Origin of the sequence: Pantoea sp. sgz302252 (assembly GCF_047713085.1) — a bacterium.
In the GTDB taxonomy this organism is placed as follows: Bacteria; Pseudomonadota; Gammaproteobacteria; order Enterobacterales; family Enterobacteriaceae; genus Scandinavium.
The window spans coordinates 26,173-49,491 of record NZ_JBLFJW010000037.1; the positions used below are offsets into that span (position 1 = coordinate 26,173).

General features: G+C 56.8%; 20 protein-coding genes and 2 pseudogenes. 12 read left to right on the top strand and 10 right to left on the bottom strand.

The features are described 5' to 3' along the window. Nucleotides 1-468, top strand: a 468-nt coding sequence (locus ACLW56_RS21655) for a hypothetical protein (protein ID WP_330985764.1), incomplete at its 5' end; no start/stop codon positions are given. Between the two features lie 4 nt (nt 469-472). Here ACLW56_RS21655 and gpmA read toward each other — a convergent pair. The 7 genes from gpmA to modE form a co-directional block, all read right to left on the bottom strand. Further along, a complete protein-coding gene (gpmA, locus tag ACLW56_RS21660; protein ID WP_330985765.1) occupies nt 473-1,225 on the bottom strand; it encodes a 2,3-diphosphoglycerate-dependent phosphoglycerate mutase in 753 nt (250 codons plus the stop codon). Between the two features lie 201 nt (nt 1,226-1,426). Further along, nucleotides 1,427-2,467 (bottom strand): galactose-1-epimerase, encoded by a 1,041-nt coding sequence (gene galM / locus ACLW56_RS21665; RefSeq protein ID WP_330985766.1) that lies wholly within the window; start codon nt 2,465-2,467, stop codon nt 1,427-1,429. After that, on the bottom strand, nt 2,461-3,609 hold the full coding sequence (galK, locus tag ACLW56_RS21670; RefSeq protein WP_330985767.1) for a galactokinase: 1,149 nt from the start codon (nt 3,607-3,609) through the stop codon (nt 2,461-2,463). The genes galM and galK overlap by 7 nt, the downstream gene beginning before the upstream one ends. A 5-nt stretch (nt 3,610-3,614) precedes the next feature. Beyond that, nucleotides 3,615-4,661, bottom strand: coding sequence for a galactose-1-phosphate uridylyltransferase (gene galT, locus ACLW56_RS21675; RefSeq protein WP_330985768.1), 1,047 nt, complete (start codon nt 4,659-4,661; stop codon nt 3,615-3,617). A 9-nt stretch (nt 4,662-4,670) separates the two neighbouring features. After that, nucleotides 4,671-5,687, bottom strand: coding sequence for a UDP-glucose 4-epimerase GalE (gene galE, locus ACLW56_RS21680; RefSeq protein ID WP_330985769.1), 1,017 nt, complete (start codon nt 5,685-5,687; stop codon nt 4,671-4,673). 207 nt (nt 5,688-5,894) lie between these two features. Next, nucleotides 5,895-7,364 (bottom strand): molybdate ABC transporter ATP-binding protein ModF, encoded by a 1,470-nt coding sequence (gene modF, locus ACLW56_RS21685; RefSeq protein WP_330985770.1) that lies wholly within the window; start codon nt 7,362-7,364, stop codon nt 5,895-5,897. 66 nt (nt 7,365-7,430) lie between these two features. Beyond that, nucleotides 7,431-8,219 carry a molybdenum-dependent transcriptional regulator gene (gene modE / locus ACLW56_RS21690; RefSeq protein WP_330985771.1) on the bottom strand — a complete coding sequence of 263 codons (789 nt, stop codon included), beginning with the start codon at nt 8,217-8,219 and terminating at the stop codon, nt 7,431-7,433. 127 nt (nt 8,220-8,346) lie between these two features. On the opposite strand from modE, the gene ACLW56_RS21695 reads away from it, so the two are divergent. The 4 genes from ACLW56_RS21695 to modC all read left to right on the top strand — a co-directional run bounded on the left by ACLW56_RS21695 (nt 8,347) and on the right by modC (nt 11,200). Beyond that, a complete protein-coding gene (locus ACLW56_RS21695; RefSeq protein ID WP_330985772.1) occupies nt 8,347-8,499 on the top strand; it encodes an AcrZ family multidrug efflux pump-associated protein in 153 nt (50 codons plus the stop codon). A 177-nt stretch (nt 8,500-8,676) separates the two neighbouring features. Continuing rightward, on the top strand, nt 8,677-9,453 hold the full coding sequence (modA, locus tag ACLW56_RS21700; protein WP_330985773.1) for a molybdate ABC transporter substrate-binding protein: 777 nt from the start codon (nt 8,677-8,679) through the stop codon (nt 9,451-9,453). After that, nucleotides 9,450-10,139, top strand: a complete 690-nt coding sequence (modB, locus tag ACLW56_RS21705) for a molybdate ABC transporter permease subunit (protein WP_330985774.1) — start codon at nt 9,450-9,452, stop codon at nt 10,137-10,139. Before modA ends, modB begins: the two co-directional genes overlap by 4 nt. Nucleotides 10,140-10,141: 2 nt before the next feature. After that, nucleotides 10,142-11,200 carry a molybdenum ABC transporter ATP-binding protein ModC gene (gene modC, locus ACLW56_RS21710; protein WP_330985775.1) on the top strand — a complete coding sequence of 353 codons (1,059 nt, stop codon included), beginning with the start codon at nt 10,142-10,144 and terminating at the stop codon, nt 11,198-11,200. Here modC and ACLW56_RS21715 read toward each other — a convergent pair whose 3' ends face one another. Further along, a complete protein-coding gene (locus ACLW56_RS21715) occupies nt 11,201-12,019 on the bottom strand; it encodes a pyridoxal phosphatase (RefSeq protein WP_330985776.1) in 819 nt (272 codons plus the stop codon). 129 nt (nt 12,020-12,148) lie between these two features. Here ACLW56_RS21715 and pgl point away from each other — a divergent pair, with 129 nt between their 5' ends. Then, nucleotides 12,149-13,144 (top strand): 6-phosphogluconolactonase, encoded by a 996-nt coding sequence (gene pgl, locus ACLW56_RS21720; protein ID WP_330985777.1) that lies wholly within the window; start codon nt 12,149-12,151, stop codon nt 13,142-13,144. Between the two features lie 158 nt (nt 13,145-13,302). Here pgl and ACLW56_RS21725 read toward each other — a convergent pair whose 3' ends face one another. Next, complete coding sequence (locus tag ACLW56_RS21725; RefSeq protein WP_330985778.1) at nt 13,303-14,586, bottom strand: putative acyl-CoA thioester hydrolase; 1,284 nt, start codon at nt 14,584-14,586, stop codon at nt 13,303-13,305. Nucleotides 14,587-14,740: 154 nt separating this feature from the next. On the opposite strand from ACLW56_RS21725, the pseudogene hutI reads away from it, so the two are divergent. From hutI to hutH, 5 genes and pseudogenes are all read left to right on the top strand, one after another. Continuing rightward, nucleotides 14,741-16,031 (top strand): annotated as a pseudogene (hutI, locus tag ACLW56_RS21730) (imidazolonepropionase). Further along, a complete protein-coding gene (gene hutG / locus ACLW56_RS21735) occupies nt 16,028-16,993 on the top strand; it encodes a formimidoylglutamase (RefSeq protein ID WP_330985779.1) in 966 nt (321 codons plus the stop codon). Before hutI ends, hutG begins: the two are co-directional and overlap by 4 nt. A gap of 10 nt (nt 16,994-17,003) precedes the next feature. Continuing rightward, the gene (locus ACLW56_RS21740) at nt 17,004-17,726 is read left to right on the top strand and encodes a histidine utilization repressor (protein WP_330985780.1); all 723 of its coding nucleotides are present in this window, start codon (nt 17,004-17,006) and stop codon (nt 17,724-17,726) included. A 135-nt stretch (nt 17,727-17,861) separates the two neighbouring features. Further along, complete coding sequence (gene hutU, locus ACLW56_RS21745) at nt 17,862-19,547, top strand: urocanate hydratase (protein WP_330985781.1); 1,686 nt, start codon at nt 17,862-17,864, stop codon at nt 19,545-19,547. Further along, the gene (hutH, locus tag ACLW56_RS21750; protein WP_330985782.1) at nt 19,547-21,067 is read left to right on the top strand and encodes a histidine ammonia-lyase; all 1,521 of its coding nucleotides are present in this window, start codon (nt 19,547-19,549) and stop codon (nt 21,065-21,067) included. Before hutU ends, hutH begins: the two co-directional genes overlap by 1 nt. A gap of 86 nt (nt 21,068-21,153) precedes the next feature. On the opposite strand, the pseudogene ACLW56_RS21755 reads toward hutH, so the two are convergent. After that, nucleotides 21,154-21,225, bottom strand: a pseudogene (locus tag ACLW56_RS21755) (kinase inhibitor); the annotation flags it as partial. A gap of 221 nt (nt 21,226-21,446) precedes the next feature. On the opposite strand from ACLW56_RS21755, the gene ACLW56_RS21760 reads away from it, so the two are divergent. Further along, on the top strand, nt 21,447-23,319 hold a 1,873-nt coding region (locus tag ACLW56_RS21760), incomplete at its 3' end, for a DUF6531 domain-containing protein (protein ID WP_330985783.1).

Sequence of the window (23,319 nt, forward strand, 5' to 3'; positions counted from 1 at the left end):
CCGGGCGGCGCTTCGCTTGCACCGGCCTACGATCTGCATCGGACTGTGATGCCGGGCGGCGCTTCGCTTGCACCGGCCTACGATCTGCATCGGACTGTGATGCCGGGCGGCGCTTCGCTTGCACCGGCCTACGATCTGCATCGGACTGTGATGCCGGGCGGCGCTGCGCTTGCACCGGCGTACGATCTGCATCGGACTGTGATGCCGGGCGGCGCTTCGCTTGCGCCGGCCTACGATCTGCATCGGACTGTGATGCCGGGTGGCGCTTTGCTTGCACCGGCCTACGATCTGCATCGAACTGTGATGCCGGGCGGCGCTTCGCTTGCACCGGCCTACGATCTGCATCGGACTGTGATGCCGGGTGGCGCAACGGTTTGCATCGGACCGGTAGGCCTGGCAAGCGCAGCGCCGCCGGGCAATGAAACAAAAAAAAGCGTGGCAAAAACCACGCTTTTTTGTCTCAGGTGAAAACTTACTTCGCTTTACCCTGGTTGGCGACGGCAGCCGCTTTGGCCGCGATTTCGTCGGCATTGCCCAGATAGTAGTGTTTCACCGGCTTGAAGTTTTCATCGAACTCATACACCAGCGGCACGCCAGTTGGGATGTTCAGTTCGAGAATTTCGTCTTCGCCCATGTTGTCCAGGTATTTCACCAGGGCACGCAGGGAGTTGCCGTGAGCCGCGATGATCACGCGCTCGCCGCTTTTCAGGCGTGGCAGAATGGTTTCGTTCCAGTAAGGCACCACGCGATCGATGGTCAGTGCCAGACTTTCAGTTACCGGCAGCTCTTTATCGGTTAGTTTCGCGTAGCGTGGGTCATGGCCCGGATAGCGCTCGTCATCTTTGGTCAGTTCTGGTGGGGTGATGGCAAAGCCACGACGCCACTGTTTAACCTGCTCGTCACCGTATTTTTCAGCGGTTTCCGCTTTGTTCAGGCCCTGCAGCGCACCGTAGTGACGTTCGTTCAGTTTCCAGGATTTCTCAACTGGCAGCCAGGCCTGATCCAGCTCATCCAGCACGTTCCACAGGGTGTGGATGGCACGTTTCAGCACAGAGGTATAAGCAAAATCAAAGCTGAAGCCTTCTTCTTTCAGCAGTTTGCCTGCTGCTTTGGCTTCGCCCACACCTTTCTCAGACAGATCAACATCATACCAACCGGTGAAGCGGTTTTCATTGTTCCACTGGCTTTCGCCGTGACGAACAAGCACAAGCTTAGTAACAGCCATACGGTGACTCCTGAACTAGATTGAATGATAACAATTCTCATTATATTGCCGTTGCGTCAGCAGCGGCAACGCTTATTGATAACCATAGCGAAAATAGCGGCGCAGTGTAAGCAGCTTGTGACGAGGTCGTTAGTTTTTAACGGTAAGTGCGGTAAATTTCAGCATTTTACTAAAAAAGCCCTCCGTCAGGAGGGCAGGGGATCACAACGAGGTAAATTGATATTCGGTCACGCTGACATACTCTTCACCCGGCAGCAGCGTGCAGTCGGGCTGCGGCCATTCCGGGTGATTAGGACTGTCTGGCAGGAATTCGCTTTCCAGCGCCAGCCCTTGCCAGGTGGCGTAAGGCTGCGGTTCGCGTGACGGTGTACCGTCAAGGAAGTTGCCGGAATAAAATTGCAGCGCAGGCGCAGTGGTGAACACCTTCAGCTCCAGCTTGTTATCCGCAGACCACACCGTTGCCACGGGCTGAGAAAGCTCGCCTTTGGCATTGAGCAGGAACGCGTGATCGTAGCCCTTCACTTTGCGCTGATCGTCGTCAGACAGGAACTCGCTGGTAATCTGCTTGGGAGTACGGAAATCAAAGCTGGTGCCGGCAACATCTTTCAGGCCAGCGCGAGGGATGCCCATTTCATCGACCGGCAGATACTGATCGGCCGCGATACTCAGCGTATGGTTGCGCACATCGCTCTGACCACCATCGAGATTGAAATAGACATGGTTGGTCAGGTTAACCGGGCAGGCTTTATCGACCGTCGCCCGGTATTCGATAGCGATGCGATTATCTTCTGTCAGCTGATACTGCGCGGTAGCACGCAGATTTCCAGGGAAGCCCTGGTCGCCATCGGCTGATTCAAGGGCAAACAGCACCGACGTGTCATTCTGATTCACTACCTGCCAGCGGCGTTTGTCGAAGCCTTCCGGGCCGCCGTGCAGCTGGTTTGGGCCCTGGCTCGGCGCGAGCTGCCAGGTTTCCCCGGCAAGCTGAAAACGGCTGTCGGCGATGCGATTTGCATAGCGGCCTACAGAGGCACCCAGAAAAGCAGCCTGACTGGTGTAGTGTTCCGGGCTGGCGCAGCCGAGCAGCGCTTCGCGTACCGAGCCGTCGTTCAGCGGAATGCGTGCGGAAAGCAGCGTCGCGCCCCAGTCCATCAAAGTAACAACCATGCCTGCGTTGTTACGCAGAGTCAGCAAGCGGAACGGCAGGCCGTCCGGCGCTAACGTTGGGGTTTCAATCAGCACTGGCCCGCTCCTTGTGATGCTTTACAGACATAGAAAGTCTCTTTGATACCGGTTTTAGCGTGATATTGCGCAGCCACCGCATCTTTCACCGCAGGCACCAGCTCTTCAGGCACCAGCGCTACAATGCAGCCACCGAAACCGCCGCCGGTCATGCGTACGCCGCCTTTGTCGCCAATGGTGGCTTTCACAATGTCGACCAGCGTATCAATCTGCGACACGGTGATTTCGAAGTCATCACGCATGGAAGCGTGGGATTCCGCCATCAACTCACCCATACGTTTCAGGTCACCTTTTGCCAGAGCAGAAGCTGCTTCAACGGTGCGGGCGTTTTCCGTCAGCACGTGGCGAACGCGTTTGGCTACAATCGGGTCAAGTTCATGGGCGACGGCGTTGAATTTTTCCAGCGAAACATCGCGCAGAGCAGGCTGCTGGAAGAAGCGCGCGCCTGTCTCGCACTGTTCGCGACGGGTGTTGTACTCGCTGCCGACCAGCGTGCGTTTAAAGTTACTGTTGATGATGATCACCGCCGCACCTTTCGGCATGGAAACCGCTTTGGTGCCAAGTGAACGGCAGTCGATCAGCAACGCATGATCTTTCTTGCCGAGGGCAGAAATCAGCTGATCCATAATGCCGCAGTTACAGCCAACAAACTGGTTCTCCGCTTCCTGCCCGTTGAGGGCAATTTGCGCTCCGTCCAGCGGCAGATGATAAAGCTGCTGGAAAACCGTGCCCACGGCAACTTCCAGCGAAGCAGAAGAGCTCAGGCCCGCGCCCTGCGGCACATCGCCGCTGATAACCATATCCACGCCACCGAAATTGCGGTTACGTTTTTGCAGATGCTTCACCACGCCGCGCACGTAGTTAGACCACTGCTGGGTGTCGTGGCTGACAATGGGCGCATCCAGCGAGAACTCATCTGTCTGGTTTTCGTAGTCGGCCGCAATCACGCGAACCGTTCTGTCCTGGCGTGGCGCACAACTGATCACCGTCTGATAATCAATGGCGCACGGCAGCACAAAGCCATCGTTGTAATCGGTGTGTTCGCCAATCAGGTTCACGCGGCCTGGCGCCTGGATAACGTGGTTGGCAGGGTAGCCAAATTTTTCAGCAAACAGGGACAGGGTTTTCTCTTTCAGACTCATTATTTTTAGACTCCTGATTCGCGATAGTGAACATCACTGACGGCGCGAAGACGCTCGGCGGCTTGTTCAGCCGTAAGATCGCGCTGTGTTTCTGCCAGCATTTCATAACCAACCATAAACTTGCGAACGGTGGCCGAGCGCAGCAGGGGGGGATAGAAATGAGCGTGAAGTTGCCAGTGAGCATTGTCTTCGCCATTGAACGGCGCACCGTGCCAGCCCATCGAGTAAGGGAAGGAGCACTGGAACAGGTTGTCGTAACGGCTGGTGAGTTTTTTCAACGCTAACGCAAGATCGCTGCGTTGAGCTTCCGTTAAATCGGTGATGCGCAGGACATGCGCTTTTGGCAGCAACAGCGTTTCGAACGGCCACGCCGCCCAGTAAGGCACCACCGCCAGCCAGTGCTCGGTTTCCACCACGGTACGGCTGCCGTCGGCCAATTCGCGCTGGGTGTAATCCACCAGCATGGGCGAACCTTGCTGCGCAAAATAGTCTTTTTGCAGCCGGTCTTCACGTTCTGCTTCATTCGGTAAAAAACTGTTCGCCCAAACCTGGCCGTGGGGGTGTGGGTTAGAGCACCCCATCGCCGCACCTTTGTTTTCAAACACCTGAACCCAGGGGTAACGCTGGCCTAAATCTGCCGTCTGCTCCTGCCAGGTTTTCACCACTTCTTCTAACGCAGGCACGCTCAGTTCAGGCAAGGTTTTGCTGTGATCGGGCGAGAAACAAATCACCCGGCTGGTGCCACGTGCGCTTTCACAACGCATCAGCGGATCTTCGCTTTGTGGCGCGTCTGGCGTGTCGGTCATCAGCGCAGCAAAGTCATTGGTAAAGACATAGGTGCCGGTGTACTGCGGGTTGGTATCGCCGGTGACTCGGGTGTTGCCCGGGCAAAGGAAACAATCGGGATCGTGGGCGGGCAATGTTTGTTTGGCTGGCGTTTCTTGCGCCCCCTGCCAGGGGCGCTTGGCGCGATGCGGTGACACCAAAATCCACTGCCCGGTTAACGGGTTATAGCGGCGGTGCGGATGATCGACAGGGTTGAATTGCGTCATGACAAGTCCTTAGTCAGGGTAACCCTGCGGATGGCGGGACTGCCAGTGCCAGGTGTCCTGTGCCATTTCGTCAAGATTACGGGTCACTCGCCAGTTCAGATCGCGATCGGCTTTGTTTGCATCCGCCCAGTAAGCCGGAAGGTCGCCATCGCGACGTGGCGCGAAGTGATAGTTAATCGGTTTGCCGCAGGCTTTGCTGAAGGCGTTCACCACATCCAGCACGCTGCTGCCTACGCCTGCACCCAGGTTATAAATATGCACGCCTGGTTTGTCGGCGAGTTTTTCCATTGCTGCCACGTGCCCGTCGGCCAAATCCATCACGTGGATGTAATCGCGAACGCCGGTGCCGTCTTGTGTCGGGTAGTCATTGCCGAAAATCGCGAGCGACTCGCGGCGGCCCACAGCGACCTGAGCGATGTATGGCATCAGGTTATTTGGGATGCCTTGTGGATCTTCACCCATATCACCTGATGGATGTGCGCCAACCGGGTTGAAATAACGCAGCAGGGCGATGCTCCACTCCGGCTGGGCTTTTTGCAGGTCAGCCAGAATTTGCTCAACCATCAGCTTACTTTTGCCGTAAGGGCTTTGCGGCGTGCCGGTCGGGAAGCTTTCAACATAAGGGATTTTTGGCTGATCGCCGTAGACGGTGGCGGAGGAGCTGAAAATGAAGTTTTTGACGTTGGCGGCTCGCATCGCGGCAATCAGGCGCAAGGTACCGTTGACGTTGTTGTCGTAGTACTCAAGCGGCTTAGCGACCGATTCGCCCACGGCTTTCAGCCCGGCAAAGTGAATAACGGTATCGATAGCGTGATCGTGCAGGATTTCTGTCATCAACGCTTCGTTGCGGATATCCCCCTCCACAAACACCGGCTGCTTGCCGCCTAAGCGTTCAATCACCGGTAACACGCTGCGTTTGCTGTTGCACAGGTTGTCGAGAATGATGACGTCGTGCCCTTGTTTCAGCAACTGCACGCAGGTATGGCTGCCTATGTAACCGCTACCACCTGTAACCAGTACTCTCATAATTCGCTCCGTTAAGCCTATGGTATGGAATAAGCCTAGCATAACAGAGAAGCGAAAAGTGTGACATGGCCTAAATTAGTGGAATCGTTTACACAGCGAAAATTCAGCGCAGCGCGGCCCGTTTTTGCATTATAAAACAAGGCGAAGAGAAAGGCAGGCTACTCTTTATCTGAAAAGAGGGGAGCGGCAGGCTCCCCAACAGAATGATCAGCGTTTACCAATGGCGTAGCGATAGCCTTCAGGCTGAGGCACAAACTCCAGACGGTGGGTGATGCAGTCCGGTGCATCTTCAGCGTGATGTGAGACAAACAGCAACTGGGTGTTGCCTTCGCCAATCAGTACATCCACAAACCGACGGACAAGCTGGCGGTTTAACGGGTCAAGACCCTGAAGCGGCTCATCAAGGATCAGCAGCGTCGGGTGTTTCACTAACGCACGAACAATCAGCGCTAAACGCTGTTGGCCCCAGGAAAGGCTGTGAAACGGTGCGTCAGCGGTGCGATTGTCGATGCCCAAAATGTCCAGCCAGCCTTGCGCCAGCTTGTGTTGTTTATCGGACACAGCCTGATAGATGCCAATGGAATCGAAGAAGCCGGAAAGGATCACATTACGCACATTGGTGCTCACGCGGTAATCAAGATGCAGGCTGCTGCTGACATAGCCGATGTGCTTTTTAATGTCCCAGATGGTTTCTCCGCTGCCGCGACGGCGGCCAAACAGCGTCAAATCATTGCTGTAGCCTTGCGGGTGATCGCCTGTGACCAGGCTCAACAGCGTCGATTTCCCGGCACCGTTCGGGCCAACAATCTGCCAGTGCTCGCCCGGATCCACCGTCCAGCTCATGTCCTCAATAATGGGTTTATCGTTGTACGACACCGCGCCGTGATTGAGCACAATCCTCGGCTGATTTTCCGGCAAAGAAAGCCGGGCAGGCGGCGCATCCGGTTCTGGCAACGTAATGCCCGAAAGCTTCTCGCTATGGGCCAGTTGGGCTATCAGGGCTTGCTCCAGCAAGGCTTTTTTAGCGCCAGTTTCCAGCAAGGTGCAGTCCGCCAGCACGCCAGCAAACTCGACGAACTCAGGAATTTCATCGAAACGGTTGAGTACCAACACCAGCGTAATGCCTTCCTGATGCAACGTGGCGAGAAGCTCAGCCAGCGCTTTGCGTGAAGCCACATCCAGACCGTCAAACGGCTCATCCAGAATCAATAAGTCCGGGTTGCTCATCAGTGCCTGGCAAAGCAGAGTCTTGCGTGTTTCACCGGTAGAAAGGTATTTGAAGCGGCGCTCCAGTAAAGGCTCGATACCAAAGCGAGTGGCGAGTTCACGACAACGCGCGGGGTCTTTGACTTCTTCCTGGATAATCTCGGCTGTCGTGCGCCCGGTGTCTTCTTCGCCAGGGCTGAGCAGGTCCGTATTGTTGCGCTGCCATTCATCACTGACCAGTTTCTGTAACTGTTCAAAGGAGAGGCGAGTGGTTCGCGTGAAGGCACTTTCGCGGGTGCCGGAAAGCAAGGTTAGCTCTCCTGAGAGCGCACGAGCTAGCGCTGACTTGCCGCTGCCGTTGCTGCCAACGAATGCCCAGGATTCACCGGCGTGAAGGGTGAGGGACGGAATAGAAAGCGTTTTTGTATCGCTAAGACGAAACGTGCCTTGCGAAATATGCAATGATGACATGGTGTATCCCATTTTTTGCAGCGATTTTATTCAGGGATACGTTTTCCTATGGCGAAAGTCAAGCCATCAGCGAAGGGTGGCGAGGATCACTCTGTCGGCATTAAACCAGGCGATAGCCGGTTCATTTTCCTTTAATTCAGCGGCTTCCTCGACCGGGAGTGTGGCGCAAAGTTCCTGACCATCAGGCAGTGTCATCAACACTTCACACTGTGCCTGACCGCGTTCAATGTGGCTGATGACACCGGTGAGCTGGTTGTCTGCCGATGCAGCCACTTTTGCATCGCGCGTAATGCTGACCCACGGCGCTTTCAGTAAAACCAGCACTTCTTTGCCTTCCTCAAGCCCAAGACGCTCGCCACTTTGTGCAGTAACAGCCACTTTCAGACGGGTTTCACCATCGGCAAGCAGCACATCGACATGTTCCTGCACCTGTTGGTGGTCGCGGCGAGTAATCGTGCCGAACCACTGATTACGCGCGCTGGTTTGCAGAGAAAAACGTGAAATGGCTGCCAGCAGGCTGTCCAGAGGCAGGGCGTCGTCGTCACTCAGCACGTCGAATGCTTTCTGCTGGATTTGCGCCAGCAGATCGTAAAGCTGGATCAAACGCTGACCGTAGCGCGTCAGCACTGCGCCGCCGCCGCCTTTGCCGCCGGTGGCTCTGTCGACCAGCGGCTGCTCGCTGAGCTGGTTCATTTCGTTGATGGCATCCCAGGCGCTTTTGTAGCTGATACCCGCATTTTTCGCGCCCTGGCTGATGGAACCCGTCACGTCGATTTGTTTGAGCAGGGCAATGCGGCGTGGATCGGCAAACAGACGCTGCTGAAGCTTAAGAGTAAGAAGAATTTCGGCCTGCATATCAATGTCCTGCTCAGTTTTTGGAATGACGTTGCTCTGTATTATTACACAGGGCACCGCACAAAAGGGGAGTGAATTTCCTGAGTATCCGGTTACAATGAAAGAATCACAATGTCAGGAGCTGACCATGTTAGAGTTATTGAAAAGTCTGGTCTTTGCCGTAATCATGGTTCCCGTGGTGATGGCTATCATTCTGGGGCTGATTTACGGTCTCGGTGAAGTGTTTAACGTTCTGTCGAACGTCGGCCACAAAGATAAAGGCCAGCAGCAAAATCATTGATTTCGAGATGCCCGGTTAAGCCGGGCATTTTTTTGTCCTCATCCCGCCTCGTTTTCCCTGTTTAAGTTATTCTTCTTTCTGCCGATACACTCCTTGAGTGGGGCCAATTAGCGCTGGGAAAACCCTGGCGTTATCGTTATATTATTTCGTACATAACGATGCTCACAGGAGTCACAGATGGAACGTTCGTGGTTACGCCTTGTCGCAGGTACAGCTTTATCGCTTTCGGTTGCCGGTCATGCTTTTGCTGCTGAAGGGAAGATTACAGTCTTTGCCGCCGCCTCGCTGACCAACGCGATGCAGGACATTGCCAAAGAGTACAAGAAAGAGAAAAACGTCGACGTGGTGTCTTCTTTCGCTTCTTCCTCAACGCTTGCTCGCCAGATTGAAGCGGGCGCGCCTGCGGACCTGTTCATTTCTGCTGACCAGAAATGGATGGATTACGCGGTTGAGAAAAAAGCCATTGATACCGCAACGCGTGAAACGCTGCTGGGCAACAGCCTGGTGGTCGTTGCGCCAAAAGGCAGCGAGCAAGGCGACGTGGCTATTGATGCGAAAACCAACTGGACCAGCCTGCTGAAAGGCGGCCGCCTGGCGGTGGGCGACCCGGATCACGTTCCAGCGGGCATTTACGCGAAAGAAGCGCTGCAGAAACTGGGCGCATGGGATACGCTGTCTGCCAAACTGGCTCCGGCAGAAGATGTGCGCGGTGCGCTGGCCCTGGTTGAGCGTAACGAAGCGCCACTGGGCATTGTGTACGGCTCTGATGCCGTCGCCAGCAAAGGCGTTAAAGTCGTGGGCACCTTCCCGGAAGACTCCCACAAAAAAGTGGAATACCCGGTAGCGATTACCGACGGACATAAAAACGCCACGGTCACGGCTTTCTATGATTACCTGAAAGGACCGCAGGCTTCCGCCATTTTTAAACAGTACGGATTTACTACGCACGAATGATATTGACCGATCCCGAATGGCAGGCGGTACTGCTGAGCCTGAAAGTTTCTTCCCTGGCCGTAGTGTTCAGTTTGCCCTTCGGGATTTTCTTTGCCTGGTTGCTGGTGCGCCGCAACTTTCCCGGCAAAGCGCTGCTCGACAGCCTTATCCACCTGCCGTTAGTGCTGCCCCCGGTGGTGGTCGGCTATTTATTGTTGATAGCGATGGGGCGTCGGGGTTTCATCGGCTCCTGGCTATACGACTGGTTCGGCATTACCTTCGCCTTTAGCTGGCGTGGCGCGGTGCTGGCGGCAGCGGTGATGTCCTTCCCGCTGATGGTACGAGCCATTCGTCTGGCACTGGAAGGTGTTGATATCAAACTCGAACAGGCCGCTCGCACGTTGGGCGCAGGGCGCTGGCGAGTGTTCTTCACCATCACCTTACCGCTGACCATGCCGGGCATAATTGTCGGCACGGTGCTGGCTTTTGCGCGTTCGCTTGGCGAATTTGGCGCAACCATCACGTTTGTCTCCAACATTCCAGGGGAAACCCGCACCCTTCCTTCCGCCATGTACACTCTGATTCAGACGCCGGGTGGCGAAGGCGCGGCTGCAAGGCTGTGCCTGATTTCCATCGTGCTGGCGCTGGTGTCACTGCTGATTTCGGAATGGCTGGCACGCCTTAGCCGTGAAAGGACAGGGAGATAAACATGCTGGAACTTAATTTCAGTCAGACCTTAGGCGATCACTGCCTGACCATCAACGAATCGCTTCCGGCTTCCGGCATCACCGCTATTTTTGGGGTTTCTGGCGCGGGAAAAACGTCGTTGATTAACGCCATCAGCGGCCTGACCAAGCCGCAGAAGGGCCGAATAGTGCTCAACAACCGGGTGCTTAACGACGCAGAAAAGAAAATTTGCCTGTCGCCTGAAAAGCGCCGTGTCGGCTATGTATTTCAGGATGCGCGCCTGTTCCCGCACTACAAAGTCCGCGGCAATCTGCGTTATGGCATGGCAAAAAGCATGGCGGGGCAGTTTGATAAACTGGTCTCGTTACTGGGGATTGAAGGCTTGCTGGACAGGCTGCCGGGTGGGCTTTCCGGAGGTGAAAAACAGCGAGTCGCCATCGGGCGTGCTCTGCTCACCGCGCCGGAATTACTGCTGCTGGACGAACCGCTGGCCTCGCTGGATATTCCCCGCAAACGCGAGCTGCTGCCGTATCTGCAACGCCTGGCGCGTGAAATCAACATTCCGATGCTGTATGTCAGCCACTCGTTAGACGAAATCCTGCATCTGGCCGATAAAGTGCTGGTGCTGGAAGAGGGCAACGTGAAGGCTTTCGGTAATCTTGAGGATGTCTGGGGCAGCAGCGTGATGCACCCCTGGCTGCCGAAAGAGCAGCAGAGCAGCATCCTGAAAGTGACCGTGCTGGAGCATCATCCTCACTATGCGATGAGTGCGCTGGCACTGGGCGATCAGCATCTTTGGGTCAACAAGCTTGATCTTCCGTTACAGTCACCGGTGCGCATTCGTGTTCAGGCCTCTGATGTATCGCTGGTGCTACAGCCACCGGTGCAAACCAGTATTCGTAACGTTCTGCGGGCGAAAGTGGTTCAGTGCTTTGATGATAACGGTCAGGTGGAAGTGCAGCTGGAAGTGGGAGGCCGTACGCTGTGGGCGCGCATCAGCCCCTGGGCGCGAGATGACCTGGCGGTGAAGCCAGGCCAGTGGTTGTATGCGCAGATTAAGAGCGTTTCAATTACCGCCTGATTACAACAACTGCTTATAGATAAAGTCGGCGATGCTGGTCTCGGTATTTTCGCCGATAACCACGTTGGCACGGGCTTTTACCGCGTCATCCGCATTGCCCATCGCTACGCCCATCCCAGCGTTTTCCAGCATGCTGATGTCGTTGAAGTTATCGCCAAATGCGATTACGTCTTTCATCGACAGCCCCTGTGATTCCACCCAGCGAGCCAGTCGGTTGCCTTTGCTGTTGCCTTTGCGCGCCACGTCGACCTGATAAATCCATGAGCGTTCACATTCCAGGCCAAGCTTCTCTTCAACCTGCTGGACGAAGGCGTTGAGGCGGTCACTGTTTTCGTCGGTCAGGGCGAATTTCCAGATGGTGTCGACTTCATGCGCTGCCTTAGCGAAGGACTCAACCTGCTGGAAGACCGGGCGCTGCGCTTCAGGCAGGGTTAAACCCCACTCAATCCCACGCGTGATGTGGCCTGTCTCTTGTTCGTACACCATGGCGTTATCGACATACATCAGGCCATGAACGCCGTGTTCGTTAAGCATATCAATCAGCGGCAAAGCCTGTGTGGGGGAAAGCGGATCGGCTTCCAGTACCTTTTTTGCCTGATAATCATACAAATAGGTGCCATTACAGCAAATTGCAGGTGTATCAAGCGCCAGTGCCTGATAAAAAGGATGGATGGCAACGTGATGTCGACCGGTGACGATCAGGATTTGATAACCTGCTTCTTTTGCCCGAGCCAGCGCTTCAAGCGAGGCCGGCAGAATGGTTTTGTTGGGGGTTAGCAGGGTACCGTCTAAATCAAGGGCTATCACGCGAGATGTCATGTTGCAGTCCAGGTTAATGTTGAAAAATGTGCCGCTGACGATGGTACACCGCTGTGTTCTCAGGGCAAATTTTTCAGCACTAACTATCCTGTTAATTTGCTTCCACGTGCAGTAAGGAAAGGAGTTTTCATGAAACAAACCGTATATACCGCGAGCCCGGAAAGCCAACAAATCCACGTCTGGAGCCTGAAACACGACGGTAAACTGACGCTGGTGCAGGTGGTGGATGTGCCGGGTCAGGTACAGCCGATGGTCATCAGCCCGGATAAACGCTACCTGTACGTTGGCGTGCGCCCTGAGTTCCGCGTCATAGCCTACCGCATTGCACCGGACGACGGCGCGCTGACCTTTGCAGGCGAATCAGCCCTGCCGGGTAGCCCAACACACATTTCGACCGACCACCAGGGCCAGTACCTGTTTAGCGGTTCATACAATCAGGCGTGCGTGAGCGTGACCCATCTGGAAGATGGCTTGCCGGTGGGCGTTGTGGATGTGGTCGAAGGCCTGGAAGGGTGCCACTCAGCCAATATCACCCTGGATAACCGCACGCTGTGGGTGCCTGCGCTGAAGCAAGATCGCATCTGCCTGTTTACCCTCAGCGACGATGGCAAGCTGGTGGCTCAGACTCCAGCGGAAGTGACCACCGTAGAAGGTGCAGGCCCACGCCATATGGCGTTCCACCCGAATCAGCAATACGCCTACTGCGTGAATGAGCTGAACAGCTCCGTCGACGTGTGGGAACTGAAAGATCCGCACGGTGAGATTGAGTGCGTGCAAACGCTGGACATGATGCCGCCAGATTTCACCGGCACGCGCTGGGCGGCAGATATTCACATCACCCCGGACGGCCGCCACCTGTATGCGTGTGACCGTACGTCCAGCACCCTGACGGTGTTCACTGTTTCTGAAGACGGCAGTGTGCTTGAGATTCAGGGCTTCCAGCCGACGGAAACCCAGCCACGTGGTTTCAACATCGACCACAGCGGGAAGTACCTGCTGGCGGTGGGCCAGAAATCTCATCATCTGGCGGTGTATGAGATTCAGGGCGAGCAGGGCCTGCTGCATGAGAAAGGCCGCTACGCCGTTGGGCAAGGCCCGATGTGGGTGGTGGTTAACGCTCACTAAGCGGATGGCTGAAAACAAAAAACCTCGCGATGCGAGGTTTTTTTATGGGGAAAATGTAGCGGTCATTGCCCGGTGGCGCTGGGGCTTACCGGGCCTACAAACCGCACCAACATTTTCACGTAGGCCCGGCAAACGCAGTGCCGCCGGGCAACGAATGTTTACTTCTTCGGTTCTGCCACCACATAACTGCCCACACCGCGGTTGTTGTATTCCCACATGCGGTTGAAGTTGGTGTCGTTCAGGTTACGCTCGAATTCGCCTTTGTCGTTCTTCGCGCCGGTGTTGCCGCTGAACGGACGTTTTGACACGGCAGCATCAGCCCAGGGTTTGGCGGAGTTGAAGCCTTCGTTAATCACGCTGTCGCGGATCACGACCTGGCCGTTGGTATTGCCATCAACGTCCAGTGAGCGGCCCAATTGCGCCACGCCATCACCGGAAGCGGTGAAGCGGCTGTTGGTCGCCAGGAAGCCATAGAACAGGTTCGACTGGGTTGCCGGAGCGAAAACATACCCTTCCTGCTGAGTGCGGGAGTTGACCACGCGGAAGTCGGTGTTATCGAACACCACTGCGCCACGGCCGGAAACGATATCCACGTCACCTTCGAGGTAGCTGTTGGTCACCAGCGTACGGGTGATGCGGTCGTTTTGCAGTTTGTTCTGCACGCCGCTGTTGGTCACAAAGAAGGTGTTCTGACGACCCAGAATATTGACGTTGTTCAGCTGAACCTGATCACCATCGTTACGCAGCGCCACGGCCTGATGGTTACCCGCATCCACGCTGTCGCCCAGGTTGTTTTCAATGGTCAGGTTTTGCAGTTGCAGACCGTTGTTCTGAGACCAGAACACCGCAGAGCACATCACGCCAACGGTGGCAGTACGCTTGCTCTGGCAGCTGTCGAACATGTACCAGGCCGGTTTGCCCGGCATGTATTTGCCAGCCGGGTTTACCAGACGACGCCAGTCGTTCGGGGCGATTTCAGAATCGATAGCCAGGCCGATTTTTACGTCGCCTGCTTTCTCGCCAGTACCGTAAACGGTGATGGAGCCCGGTGCTGCTGGCACGTAAACGGTGCCCTGATATTCACCAGGCATCACGGCGATATACACACGGGAGCTACTATGACGAGTGATCGCCGCATCAACCGCCGCCTGAATGGTGGTGTGAGTCACGCCCTGAGTGCCCGCCGGGCCAACCACGAAATCAGGTTTTGCTGGCACGGAAATTGGCGACGGTGACCATGGCGCAGCATTCTGGTCCATGGTGGTGAAATAGCGAGCCTGAACGAAGTTTTTCGCTTCGCCAGCGGTCAGGATCGGACGAGACGCAGTACCCGGAGCTTCCTGAGTAGAAGGCTGCTGATCGGGAGGCGTAGAGCTACAGGCGGTCAACGTCACGCCAAAAGCGAACGCCAGCGCCAGACGGGAAACCGAGAATGTGTTCATGGTGCTCCAGGCTGAGTAAAAGTGGAAAAGGTCCCTAAAACCTGACTTTTTATACTAAGTTGAGCGAAACGGGAAGCGATGGGGCAAAAAAGATCGCCAAACGCGGTAACAGCCGCGCGTCGAATATCACAAATAAGCAACATATTCGGATCGTCTGTTGACAGCCACGGTGAAGCTATCGATAAATGTCTATACAACCCATGACAAGTGGATGCTCTATGTCTGAGCCAATTGAACATCACGTTATCTGGCACAACGCCCGCCTGGCGACCTTTGATCCGCAGCGCCCTGAGCCTTACGGCATGGTTGATAATCACGCGCTGATTGTTCGTGACGGGCGCATTGTCGCCGTTGTGCCTGAAGCCGAAGCCGCATCAGAAAAGGGCAGGCGCATTGACCTGCAAGGGCGGCTGGTCACGCCAGGATTGATTGATTGCCATACGCATCTGGTGTTTGGCGGCAGCCGTGCCCAGGAATGGGAGCAACGCCTCAACGGTGTGTCGTATCAGACCATCAGCGCCAACGGCGGCGGTATCAACGCCACGGTGCAGGCAACCCGTGCGGCGAGTGAAGCTGAACTCCTGACTCTCGCGCAGCAGCGGCTGGATCGGCTGATGCGTGAAGGTGTCACCACGCTGGAAGTGAAGTCTGGTTATGGGCTGGATGAGGCCAACGAGCGCAAAATGTTGCACGTCGCGCAGCAGTTGGCCGCCAACAATGCTGTTGAAATCAGCCCAACGCTGCTGGCGGCGCATGCCGTTCCTGCGGACTATAAAGGACGAGCGGACGACTACATCACGCTGGTCTGCGAAGAAATCCTCCCCGCCCTCTGGCAGGAAGGGCTTTTCGAATCCGTCGATGCGTTTTGTGAAAACGTCGGGTTTACGCCTGAACAAACCGAACGCGTCTTCGTGGCGGCGCAGTGCCTTGGCATTCCGGTGAAAGGGCACGTAGAGCAACTTTCTTCCCTGGGCGGCGCAGAATTAGTGAGCCGTTATCACGGCCTGTCTGCCGATCATATTGAGTATCTCAGCTTGTCAGGCGTTGAAGCGATGGCGCACAGCCAGACTGTCGCCGTCCTGCTTCCCGGTGCGTTTTATTTCCTCAATGAAACGCAAAAGCCGCCTGTCGCTGCTTTGCGCGAACGCGGAGTCCCCATGGCTGTGGCAACGGATTACAACCCCGGCACCAGCCCTTTCGCCAGCCTGCATCTGGCGATGAATATGGCCTGCGTAAAATTCGGGCTAACGCCAGAAGAAGCCTGGAACGGCGTCACACGCCATGCCGCAAGCGCGCTTGGACGCGGACACACGCACGGGCAACTGGCCGCCGGATATGTGGCAGATTTTGCCATCTGGGATGCGAAGCACCCGGTCGAAATGGTCTACGAGCCAGGCCGAAGCCCGCTCTGGCAGCGAGTCTTTCGCGGAGAGGTCACACAATGAAGCTCTGGCATTCAGCCAATAAAACACTCTGGCAGGGTCGCGACGACAGTGCGGAATCCCCGGAAGCAAAACGTCTTTTTCAGACAGTAGAGGTAGAGAGCTACTTTGCACCTGAAAAACATCAGGGGAAAATAGCCCTGCTGGGGTTCGCCTGCGATGAAGGTGTGAAACGTAATCAGGGCCGCCCGGGCGCGCAGCTTGGGCCAGACGCACTGCGTAAAGCGCTGGCGAATATGGCCAGCCATAGCGGGCACGATTTACTGGTCGATTTGGGCAATGTGCAAGCCGATCCAGATAAGCTCGAAGAAGCGCAACAGGCATTGCATGAAGCGGTTGAAGCCTGCCAGCGCGCGCAAATGAAAACGCTGGTTTTAGGTGGTGGGCATGAAACGGCTTACGGCCACGGCGCTGGCGTGCTGGATGCTTTCCCTAACGAGAAAGTGGTGATAGTGAACCTCGATGCCCATCTCGATTTACGCTCTGCCGCGCTGGCCACTTCTGGCACGCCTTTCCGCCAACTGGCGTTAAAGTGTGAAAGCGATGGGCGCGAGTTCAGCTATACCTGCTACGGCGCGAGCAAAGCCGCGAATACTCAGGCGCTCTGGCAGGAAGCGCAGGAACGCCGCGTGACCGTGCTGGAAGACTTAACATTACTTGATCCGCAGAGTGACGAACTGGCGCGAGATCTCAAGCGGGTGATTGACGAGCATGACCGAATTTATCTGACCATCGATCTGGACGTGCTTCCCGCAGCGGAAATGCCCGCTGTTTCTGCGCCCGCTGCGTTAGGTGTGCCGCTGGCAATTCTGTTGCGTATCGTGCTGCCGCTGTGTCAGAGTGGCAAACTGCAGGCGGTTGATTTGGTTGAATTCAATCCGCACTACGATCGCGATGGACAGGGAGCACGCACCGCGGCCAGACTGGCCTGGCAAATTATGCATAGCTGGCACCTGCCTCAATAAAGGACGACACATGTATTCACCGCGAACCGGCGCCCCTGCGCCGTTCTATGAGAAAATCAAACGGGTCATCAGCGACAACATTGCCGCCGGGATCTGGCGTCCGCACGACAGAATTCCGTCGGAAGCGGAGCTGGTGGCGCAGTTTGGTTTCAGTCGCATGACCATCAACCGTGCGCTGCGTGAGCTGACTGACGAAGGGTTGCTGGTGCGTTTACAGGGCGTCGGCACCTTTGTGGCCGAGCCAAAAGGGCAGTCGGCGCTGTTTGAAGTGCACAGCATTGCCGATGAAATTCGCGCCCGCCAGCATCAGCACCGTTGTGAAGTGTTGCTACTCGAAGAGACCAAAGCCGATAAACATCAGGCTCAGGCGCTGGACGTCGCCGAAGGAACAAGCATATTTCATTCTCTGATGGTGCATTTTGAAAACGATGTGCCGGTGCAGATTGAAGATCGCTGCGTGAATGCCATCGTGGTGCCGGAATATCTCCAGCAGGATTACACCACCACCACGGCTCACGATTATCTGTCGCTGATTGCTCCACTGACGGAAGGCGAACACATAGTGGAAGCGGTCAAAGCGAGTTCTGAAGAGTGTCGGTTGCTGCACATTCACGAACACGATCCCTGCCTGATGATCCGTCGTCGCACCTGGTCTCGTTCCAGCATTGTGACCCACGCCCGCCTGATTTTCCCCGGCAGCCGTTACCGCCTGCAAGGCCACTTCGGTTCCTGATAGCTTGCGTCAGCAAATGTGATTGCTGACGCAAGATAGCAAAAATGTATCTAACTTGTTAAACCCTGGCTTGCGAATGATTGTATAGACAAGTATATATTTCTTGTCTTCATCGTATCCGTCAGGAGTTCTCCGATGTCCCAGAATAAAACCCGTAACCAGCAAATCCGTGCCCCGCGTGGCGCCACGCTCACCGCAAAAAGCTGGCTCACCGAAGCGCCGTTGCGCATGTTGATGAACAACCTCGATCCCGAAGTGGCCGAAAATCCGCAAGAGCTGGTGGTCTACGGCGGGATAGGGCGCGCAGCCCGTAACTGGGATTGCTATGATGCGATTGTGGATTCCCTGACAAAACTGGAACACGACGAAACGCTGCTGGTGCAATCCGGGAAGCCAGTTGGGGTGTTTAAAACCCACGACAACGCGCCGCGTGTGCTGATTGCCAACTCTAACCTCGTGCCGCACTGGGCAACCTGGGAGCATTTCAACGAACTGGATGCCAAAGGTCTGGCGATGTACGGCCAGATGACCGCTGGCAGCTGGATTTACATCGGCAGCCAGGGCATCGTGCAGGGCACTTATGAAACCTTCGTTGAGGCAGGTCGCCAGCACTACAACGGCAATCTGCAAGGGCACTGGGTGCTGACAGCTGGTCTCGGTGGTATGGGCGGCGCGCAGCCGCTGGCCGCAACCCTAGCGGGTGCTTGCTCATTGGTGATTGAATGCCAGCAAAGCCGCATCGATTTCCGTCTGCGTACCCGCTACATCGATGAACAGGCTGATTCGCTGGATGACGCCCTGGCTCGCATCAAAAAATACACTGCTGAAGGCCGTGCGGTGTCCGTCGCGCTGTGTGCCAACGCCGCCGATGTGCTGCCTGAACTGGTGAAACGGGGCGTCCGCCCGGATATGGTCACCGACCAGACCAGTGCGCACGATCCGCTGCACGGTTATCTGCCGCAGGGCTGGACGTGGGAAAGCTATCAGCAGAAAGCCGAAAGCGATCCGCAAGGCACGGTGAAAGCCGCCAAGCTGTCGATGGCAGAGCACGTCAAAGCCATGCTCGCTTTCTGTGCCCAGGGCGTTCCGACCTTCGATTACGGCAACAACATTCGCCAGATGGCAAAAGAGATGGGCGTGACCAATGCCTTCGATTTCCCGGGATTTGTGCCGGCCTATATTCGCCCGCTGTTTTGTCGTGGTATCGGCCCGTTCCGTTGGGTGGCGCTTTCCGGCGATCCGCAGGATATCTACAAAACCGACGCCAAAGTGAAAGAGATTATTCAGGACGATAAACACCTGCACCGCTGGCTGGATATGGCGCGTGAGCGCATCAGCTTCCAGGGCCTGCCTGCCCGTATCTGCTGGGTGGGGCTGGAGTGGCGGCAAAAGCTGGGGCTGGCGTTCAACGAAATGGTGCATTCGGGTGAAGTGTCTGCGCCGATTGTGATTGGTCGCGATCACCTGGATTCTGGCTCAGTCGCCAGCCCGAACCGCGAAACCGAAGCCATGCGTGATGGCTCTGACGCCGTCTCTGACTGGCCGCTGCTGAATGCTTTACTGAATACGGCGAGCGGGGCGACCTGGGTGTCTCTGCACCACGGTGGCGGCGTGGGAATGGGCTTCTCTCAGCATGCGGGTATGGTGATTGTCTGCGATGGCACCGATGAAGCGGCTGCGCGTATTGCCCGAGTATTACATAACGATCCGGCCACTGGCGTCATGCGACATGCGGACGCAGGCTATGAAATCGCGGTAGAATGCGCCGCTGAACAAGGGCTTAATTTACCGATGATTGCTGCAACCCAGGGGCAGAAATAATGAACACACTCAACCTGATTCCGGGCCAACTGACCCTCGCACAACTGCAGGATGTTTACCGCCATCCCCATAAGCTAACGCTGGATAACAGCGCTGTGCCGGGCATCAACGCCAGCGTGGCGTGCGTCAACGCGATTATGGCTGAAGGGCGCACCGCTTACGGTATCAACACCGGTTTTGGCCTGCTGGCTTCCACCCGCATCGCGACAAACGATCTGGAAAACCTGCAACGTTCGCTGGTGCTTTCCCATGCGGCGGGCGTGGGCGAAGCGCTGGACGACGCGATGGTTCGTCTGATCATGGTGCTGAAAATCAACAGCCTGGCGCGTGGGTTCTCTGGCATTCGTCTGAGCGTGATTGAAGCGCTGATGGCGCTGGTGAATCATGAAGTTTACCCGTGCATTCCGGCGAAAGGCTCCGTGGGCGCTTCAGGCGATCTGGCCCCGCTCGCGCATATGTCATTAACACTGCTGGGTGAAGGCAAAGCCCGCTGGCAAGGAGAATGGCTGCCAGCAACAGAAGCCCTGAAAAAAGCCGGGCTGGAACCGCTCACGCTGGCGGCGAAAGAAGGGCTGGCGCTGCTTAATGGCACTCAGGCCTCCACCGCTTTTGCATTGCGCGGCCTGTTTGAAGCAGAAGAGTTATTCAGTTCTGCCGTGATTTGCGGCGCGCTGACGACAGAAGCGGCGCTGGGTTCGCGTCGTCCTTTCGACGCCCGAATTCACGAAGCGCGCGGTCAACGCGGGCAAATTGATGCGGCGGCGTTGTACCGTCATGTGCTGACCGATGCCAGCGAAGTGTCACAATCGCACGCGAAATGCAGCAAGGTGCAAGACCCGTATTCCCTGCGCTGTCAGCCGCAGGTGATGGGCGCGTGCTTAACGCAACTTCGTCAGGCGAAGGAAGTGCTGCTGACCGAAGCCAACGCCGTGTCGGATAACCCGCTGGTGTTTGCCGATGAAAACGAAGTCATTTCTGGCGGTAACTTCCACGCTGAGCCGGTAGCAATGGCGGCGGACAATATCGCGCTGGCCATTGCTGAAATTGGCTCGCTGGCGGAGCGTCGTATCGCGCTGCTGATGGACAGCCATATGTCGCAGCTGCCGCCGTTCCTGGTCAAAAATGGCGGTGTGAACTCCGGCTTTATGATTGCGCAGGTGACGGCTGCAGCCCTTGCCAGCGAAAACAAAGCGCTGGCGCATCCGCACAGTGTCGATAGCTTGCCAACGTCGGCAAACCAGGAAGATCACGTGTCCATGGCTCCTGCCGCCGGTCGTCGTCTGTGGGAAATGGCAGCCAACACCCGCGGCGTGATTGCGGTGGAATGGCTGGCGGCAGTGCAGGGCATCGATATGCGCGAAGGCTTAACCACCAGTCCGTTGCTGGAACAAGCGCGTCATTTGCTGCGCGAGAAAGTCACGCACTATGTGCAGGACCGCTATTTTGCCCCGGATATTGAAGCCGCGATTGCGATGCTGGCTGAGGCTCAGTTGCAGAAGTTGGTGCCAACGGTGTTGTAATGATTGCCCGGCGGCACAAAGCTTGCCGGGCCTACAAAATCACGGTGTTGTAGGTCGGGTAAGCGCAGCGCCACCCGACACGCTTTTCAGCTAAACATCGCCGTCACAGATGCACTCGCCAGGCTGTGGAAATGCACATTAAAGCCGACCATGGCACCTTGGAGTAATTTCACAGACTATGATAGCGACTGCGTTTTTAGGAAACAGTGAGATCCTTTCACATAGCCTACACAAATCTCTTGAGTGTCACTCATTTGCCATGCCAATAAACTCGTTTTAAAACAATTAATTATATTTACACGCGTGAGGCAAATCACAGTTCTTTACGTTATCCCCTGAGTAAAATCCGTCCATTATCATTATTCAACAGGACAGGGTCATGAGTGGCAAACCGGCGGCACGACAGGGAGATATGACGGCCATCGGTGGCCCGATTGTGCAGGGCTCACTCGGGGTAATGATTGGCGCGCCGACCGGTGTGGCCTGCTCGGTTTGCCCGGGTGGGGTGGTGTCCGGGAGTCCGGTGAACCCGTTGCCCGGCGCCAAAGTCCTGCCCGATGAGGCCGACCTTGCCCTGCCGGGCCCGATGCCCTTTGTGCTCTCCCGCACCTACAGCAGCTACCAGACCCGTACCCCGGCCCCGGTCGGGGTGTTCGGTCCGGGCTGGAAAGCCCCTTCCGATATTCATCTGCAGCTTACGCCGGGCGAACTCATCCTCAACGACAACGGCGGGCGCAGCATTCACTTCGAACCGCTGCTGCCGGGAGAGCTGGCGTTCAGCCGCAGCGAGTCTTTCTGGCTGGCGCGCGGCGGGGTGGCGAAGTTGTATGACGGTCATCCGCTGGCGACGCTGTGGAGTATTTTGCCGGAGGCCCTGCGCCTAAGTCCGCACGTTTATCTGGCGACCAGCAGCCTGCAGGGACCATGGTGGATTTTAGGCTGGCGTGAGCGTGTGCCACAGGCGGATGAGGTGCTGCCCGCGCCGCTGCCGCCGTACCGGGTGCTGACCGGGCTGGTGGACAGTTTTGGCCGGACGCTCAGTTTTCAGCGCGCCGCTGACGGGGTCTTTGCCGGGGCGATAATGACGGTGACCGACGGTGCAGGTCGCCGTTTCGGGCTGAACTACGCACGGCTTCCTGACGTGCCGCAGACCCGCTACGGGGCCGATACCGGCATCCGCCTGACGGAGGTGTGGCTGACGCAGGACCCGGAATATCCGCAGGATTTACCCGCCCGGCCGCTGGTGCGCTATGCGTACTCCCCGCGTGGTGAGCTGACCGCCGTCCATGACCACAGCGGCACGCAGACGCGTCATTTTGCTTACGATGAACAATTTCCTGGCCGGATGGTGGCACACCATTACGCCGGGCGTCCGGCCACGCAGTATCGCTACGATGCGGCAGGTCGGGTGACGGCGCAGCACAACCCGGCAGGCCTGAGTTACGCGTACGTGTATGAAAAAGACCGGGTCATCATTACCGACAGCCTGAAACGACAGGAGGTGCTGCACACCGAAGGTGAAGGTGGCCTGAAGCGGGTGGTGAAGAAGGTGTTCGCCGACGGTTCAGTGACTCACAGCGAGTTCGACCCCTACGGCCGGCTGGTGGCGCAGACTGATGCGGCCGGACGAAAGACGGCGTTCCGGCTGAGCCCGGGCGCCGGGCTGTTAGATGCCATCGTCAGCCCCGATGGCAGAATCACCACCTTCAGCTACAGCCCGCAGCGGCAGCTTATCCGCACCACCTACCCGGACGGTCTGCGTAGTCAACGGGAATATGACGCACAGGGGCGGCTAACGGCTGAAACGGACCGTCACGGCGATACGGTCAGATATACCTACCCGGACCCGCAGTCCGGGCTTCCCGCCAGCCGTGAAGACGCCACCGGCAGCCTGCAGCAGATGACCTGGAGCCGGTACGGCCAGTTGCTGACCTTCACCGACTGCTCCGGGTATGAAACGCGCTATGAATACGACCGCTTCGGGCAACTGACGGCGGTGTCCGGGGAGGAAGGGCTGAGCCTGCAGCGTGAGTACGACGCCCGTGGCAGACTGGTCAGCCAGACGAATGCGGCAGGGCATCAGACCCGCAATGAATACAACGCCGCAGGCGACCTGACTGCGACGGTGCTCCCGGACAGCACCCGCCGGGAAACGCAGTTCGACGCCGCCGGGCGACCGGTCAGTACCACTTCCGGCAGCCTGACCCGGCAGATGGCATATGATGATGCCGGGCGTGTCATTCAACTGACCA

What these genes read in the sequence shown, in the direction of transcription:
- gpmA (WP_330985765.1), bottom strand. Translation starts at nt 1,225, where the DNA reads ATGGCTGTTACTAAGCTTGTGCTTGTTCGTCACGGCGAAAGCCAGTGG.
- galK (WP_330985767.1), bottom strand. Translation starts at nt 3,609, where the DNA reads ATGAGTCTGAAAGAGAAAACCCTGTCCCTGTTTGCTGAAAAATTTGGC.
- galT (WP_330985768.1), bottom strand. Translation starts at nt 4,661, where the DNA reads ATGACGCAATTCAACCCTGTCGATCATCCGCACCGCCGCTATAACCCG.
- galE (WP_330985769.1), bottom strand. Translation starts at nt 5,687, where the DNA reads ATGAGAGTACTGGTTACAGGTGGTAGCGGTTACATAGGCAGCCATACC.
- modF (WP_330985770.1), bottom strand. Translation starts at nt 7,364, where the DNA reads ATGTCATCATTGCATATTTCGCAAGGCACGTTTCGTCTTAGCGATACA.
- modE (WP_330985771.1), bottom strand. Translation starts at nt 8,219, where the DNA reads ATGCAGGCCGAAATTCTTCTTACTCTTAAGCTTCAGCAGCGTCTGTTT.
- ACLW56_RS21695 (WP_330985772.1), top strand. Translation starts at nt 8,347, where the DNA reads ATGTTAGAGTTATTGAAAAGTCTGGTCTTTGCCGTAATCATGGTTCCC.
- modA (WP_330985773.1), top strand. Translation starts at nt 8,677, where the DNA reads ATGGAACGTTCGTGGTTACGCCTTGTCGCAGGTACAGCTTTATCGCTT.
- modB (WP_330985774.1), top strand. Translation starts at nt 9,450, where the DNA reads ATGATATTGACCGATCCCGAATGGCAGGCGGTACTGCTGAGCCTGAAA.
- modC (WP_330985775.1), top strand. Translation starts at nt 10,142, where the DNA reads ATGCTGGAACTTAATTTCAGTCAGACCTTAGGCGATCACTGCCTGACC.
- ACLW56_RS21715 (WP_330985776.1), bottom strand. Translation starts at nt 12,019, where the DNA reads ATGACATCTCGCGTGATAGCCCTTGATTTAGACGGTACCCTGCTAACC.
- pgl (WP_330985777.1), top strand. Translation starts at nt 12,149, where the DNA reads ATGAAACAAACCGTATATACCGCGAGCCCGGAAAGCCAACAAATCCAC.
- ACLW56_RS21725 (WP_330985778.1), bottom strand. Translation starts at nt 14,586, where the DNA reads ATGAACACATTCTCGGTTTCCCGTCTGGCGCTGGCGTTCGCTTTTGGC.
- hutG (WP_330985779.1), top strand. Translation starts at nt 16,028, where the DNA reads ATGAAGCTCTGGCATTCAGCCAATAAAACACTCTGGCAGGGTCGCGAC.
- ACLW56_RS21740 (WP_330985780.1), top strand. Translation starts at nt 17,004, where the DNA reads ATGTATTCACCGCGAACCGGCGCCCCTGCGCCGTTCTATGAGAAAATC.
- hutU (WP_330985781.1), top strand. Translation starts at nt 17,862, where the DNA reads ATGTCCCAGAATAAAACCCGTAACCAGCAAATCCGTGCCCCGCGTGGC.
- hutH (WP_330985782.1), top strand. Translation starts at nt 19,547, where the DNA reads ATGAACACACTCAACCTGATTCCGGGCCAACTGACCCTCGCACAACTG.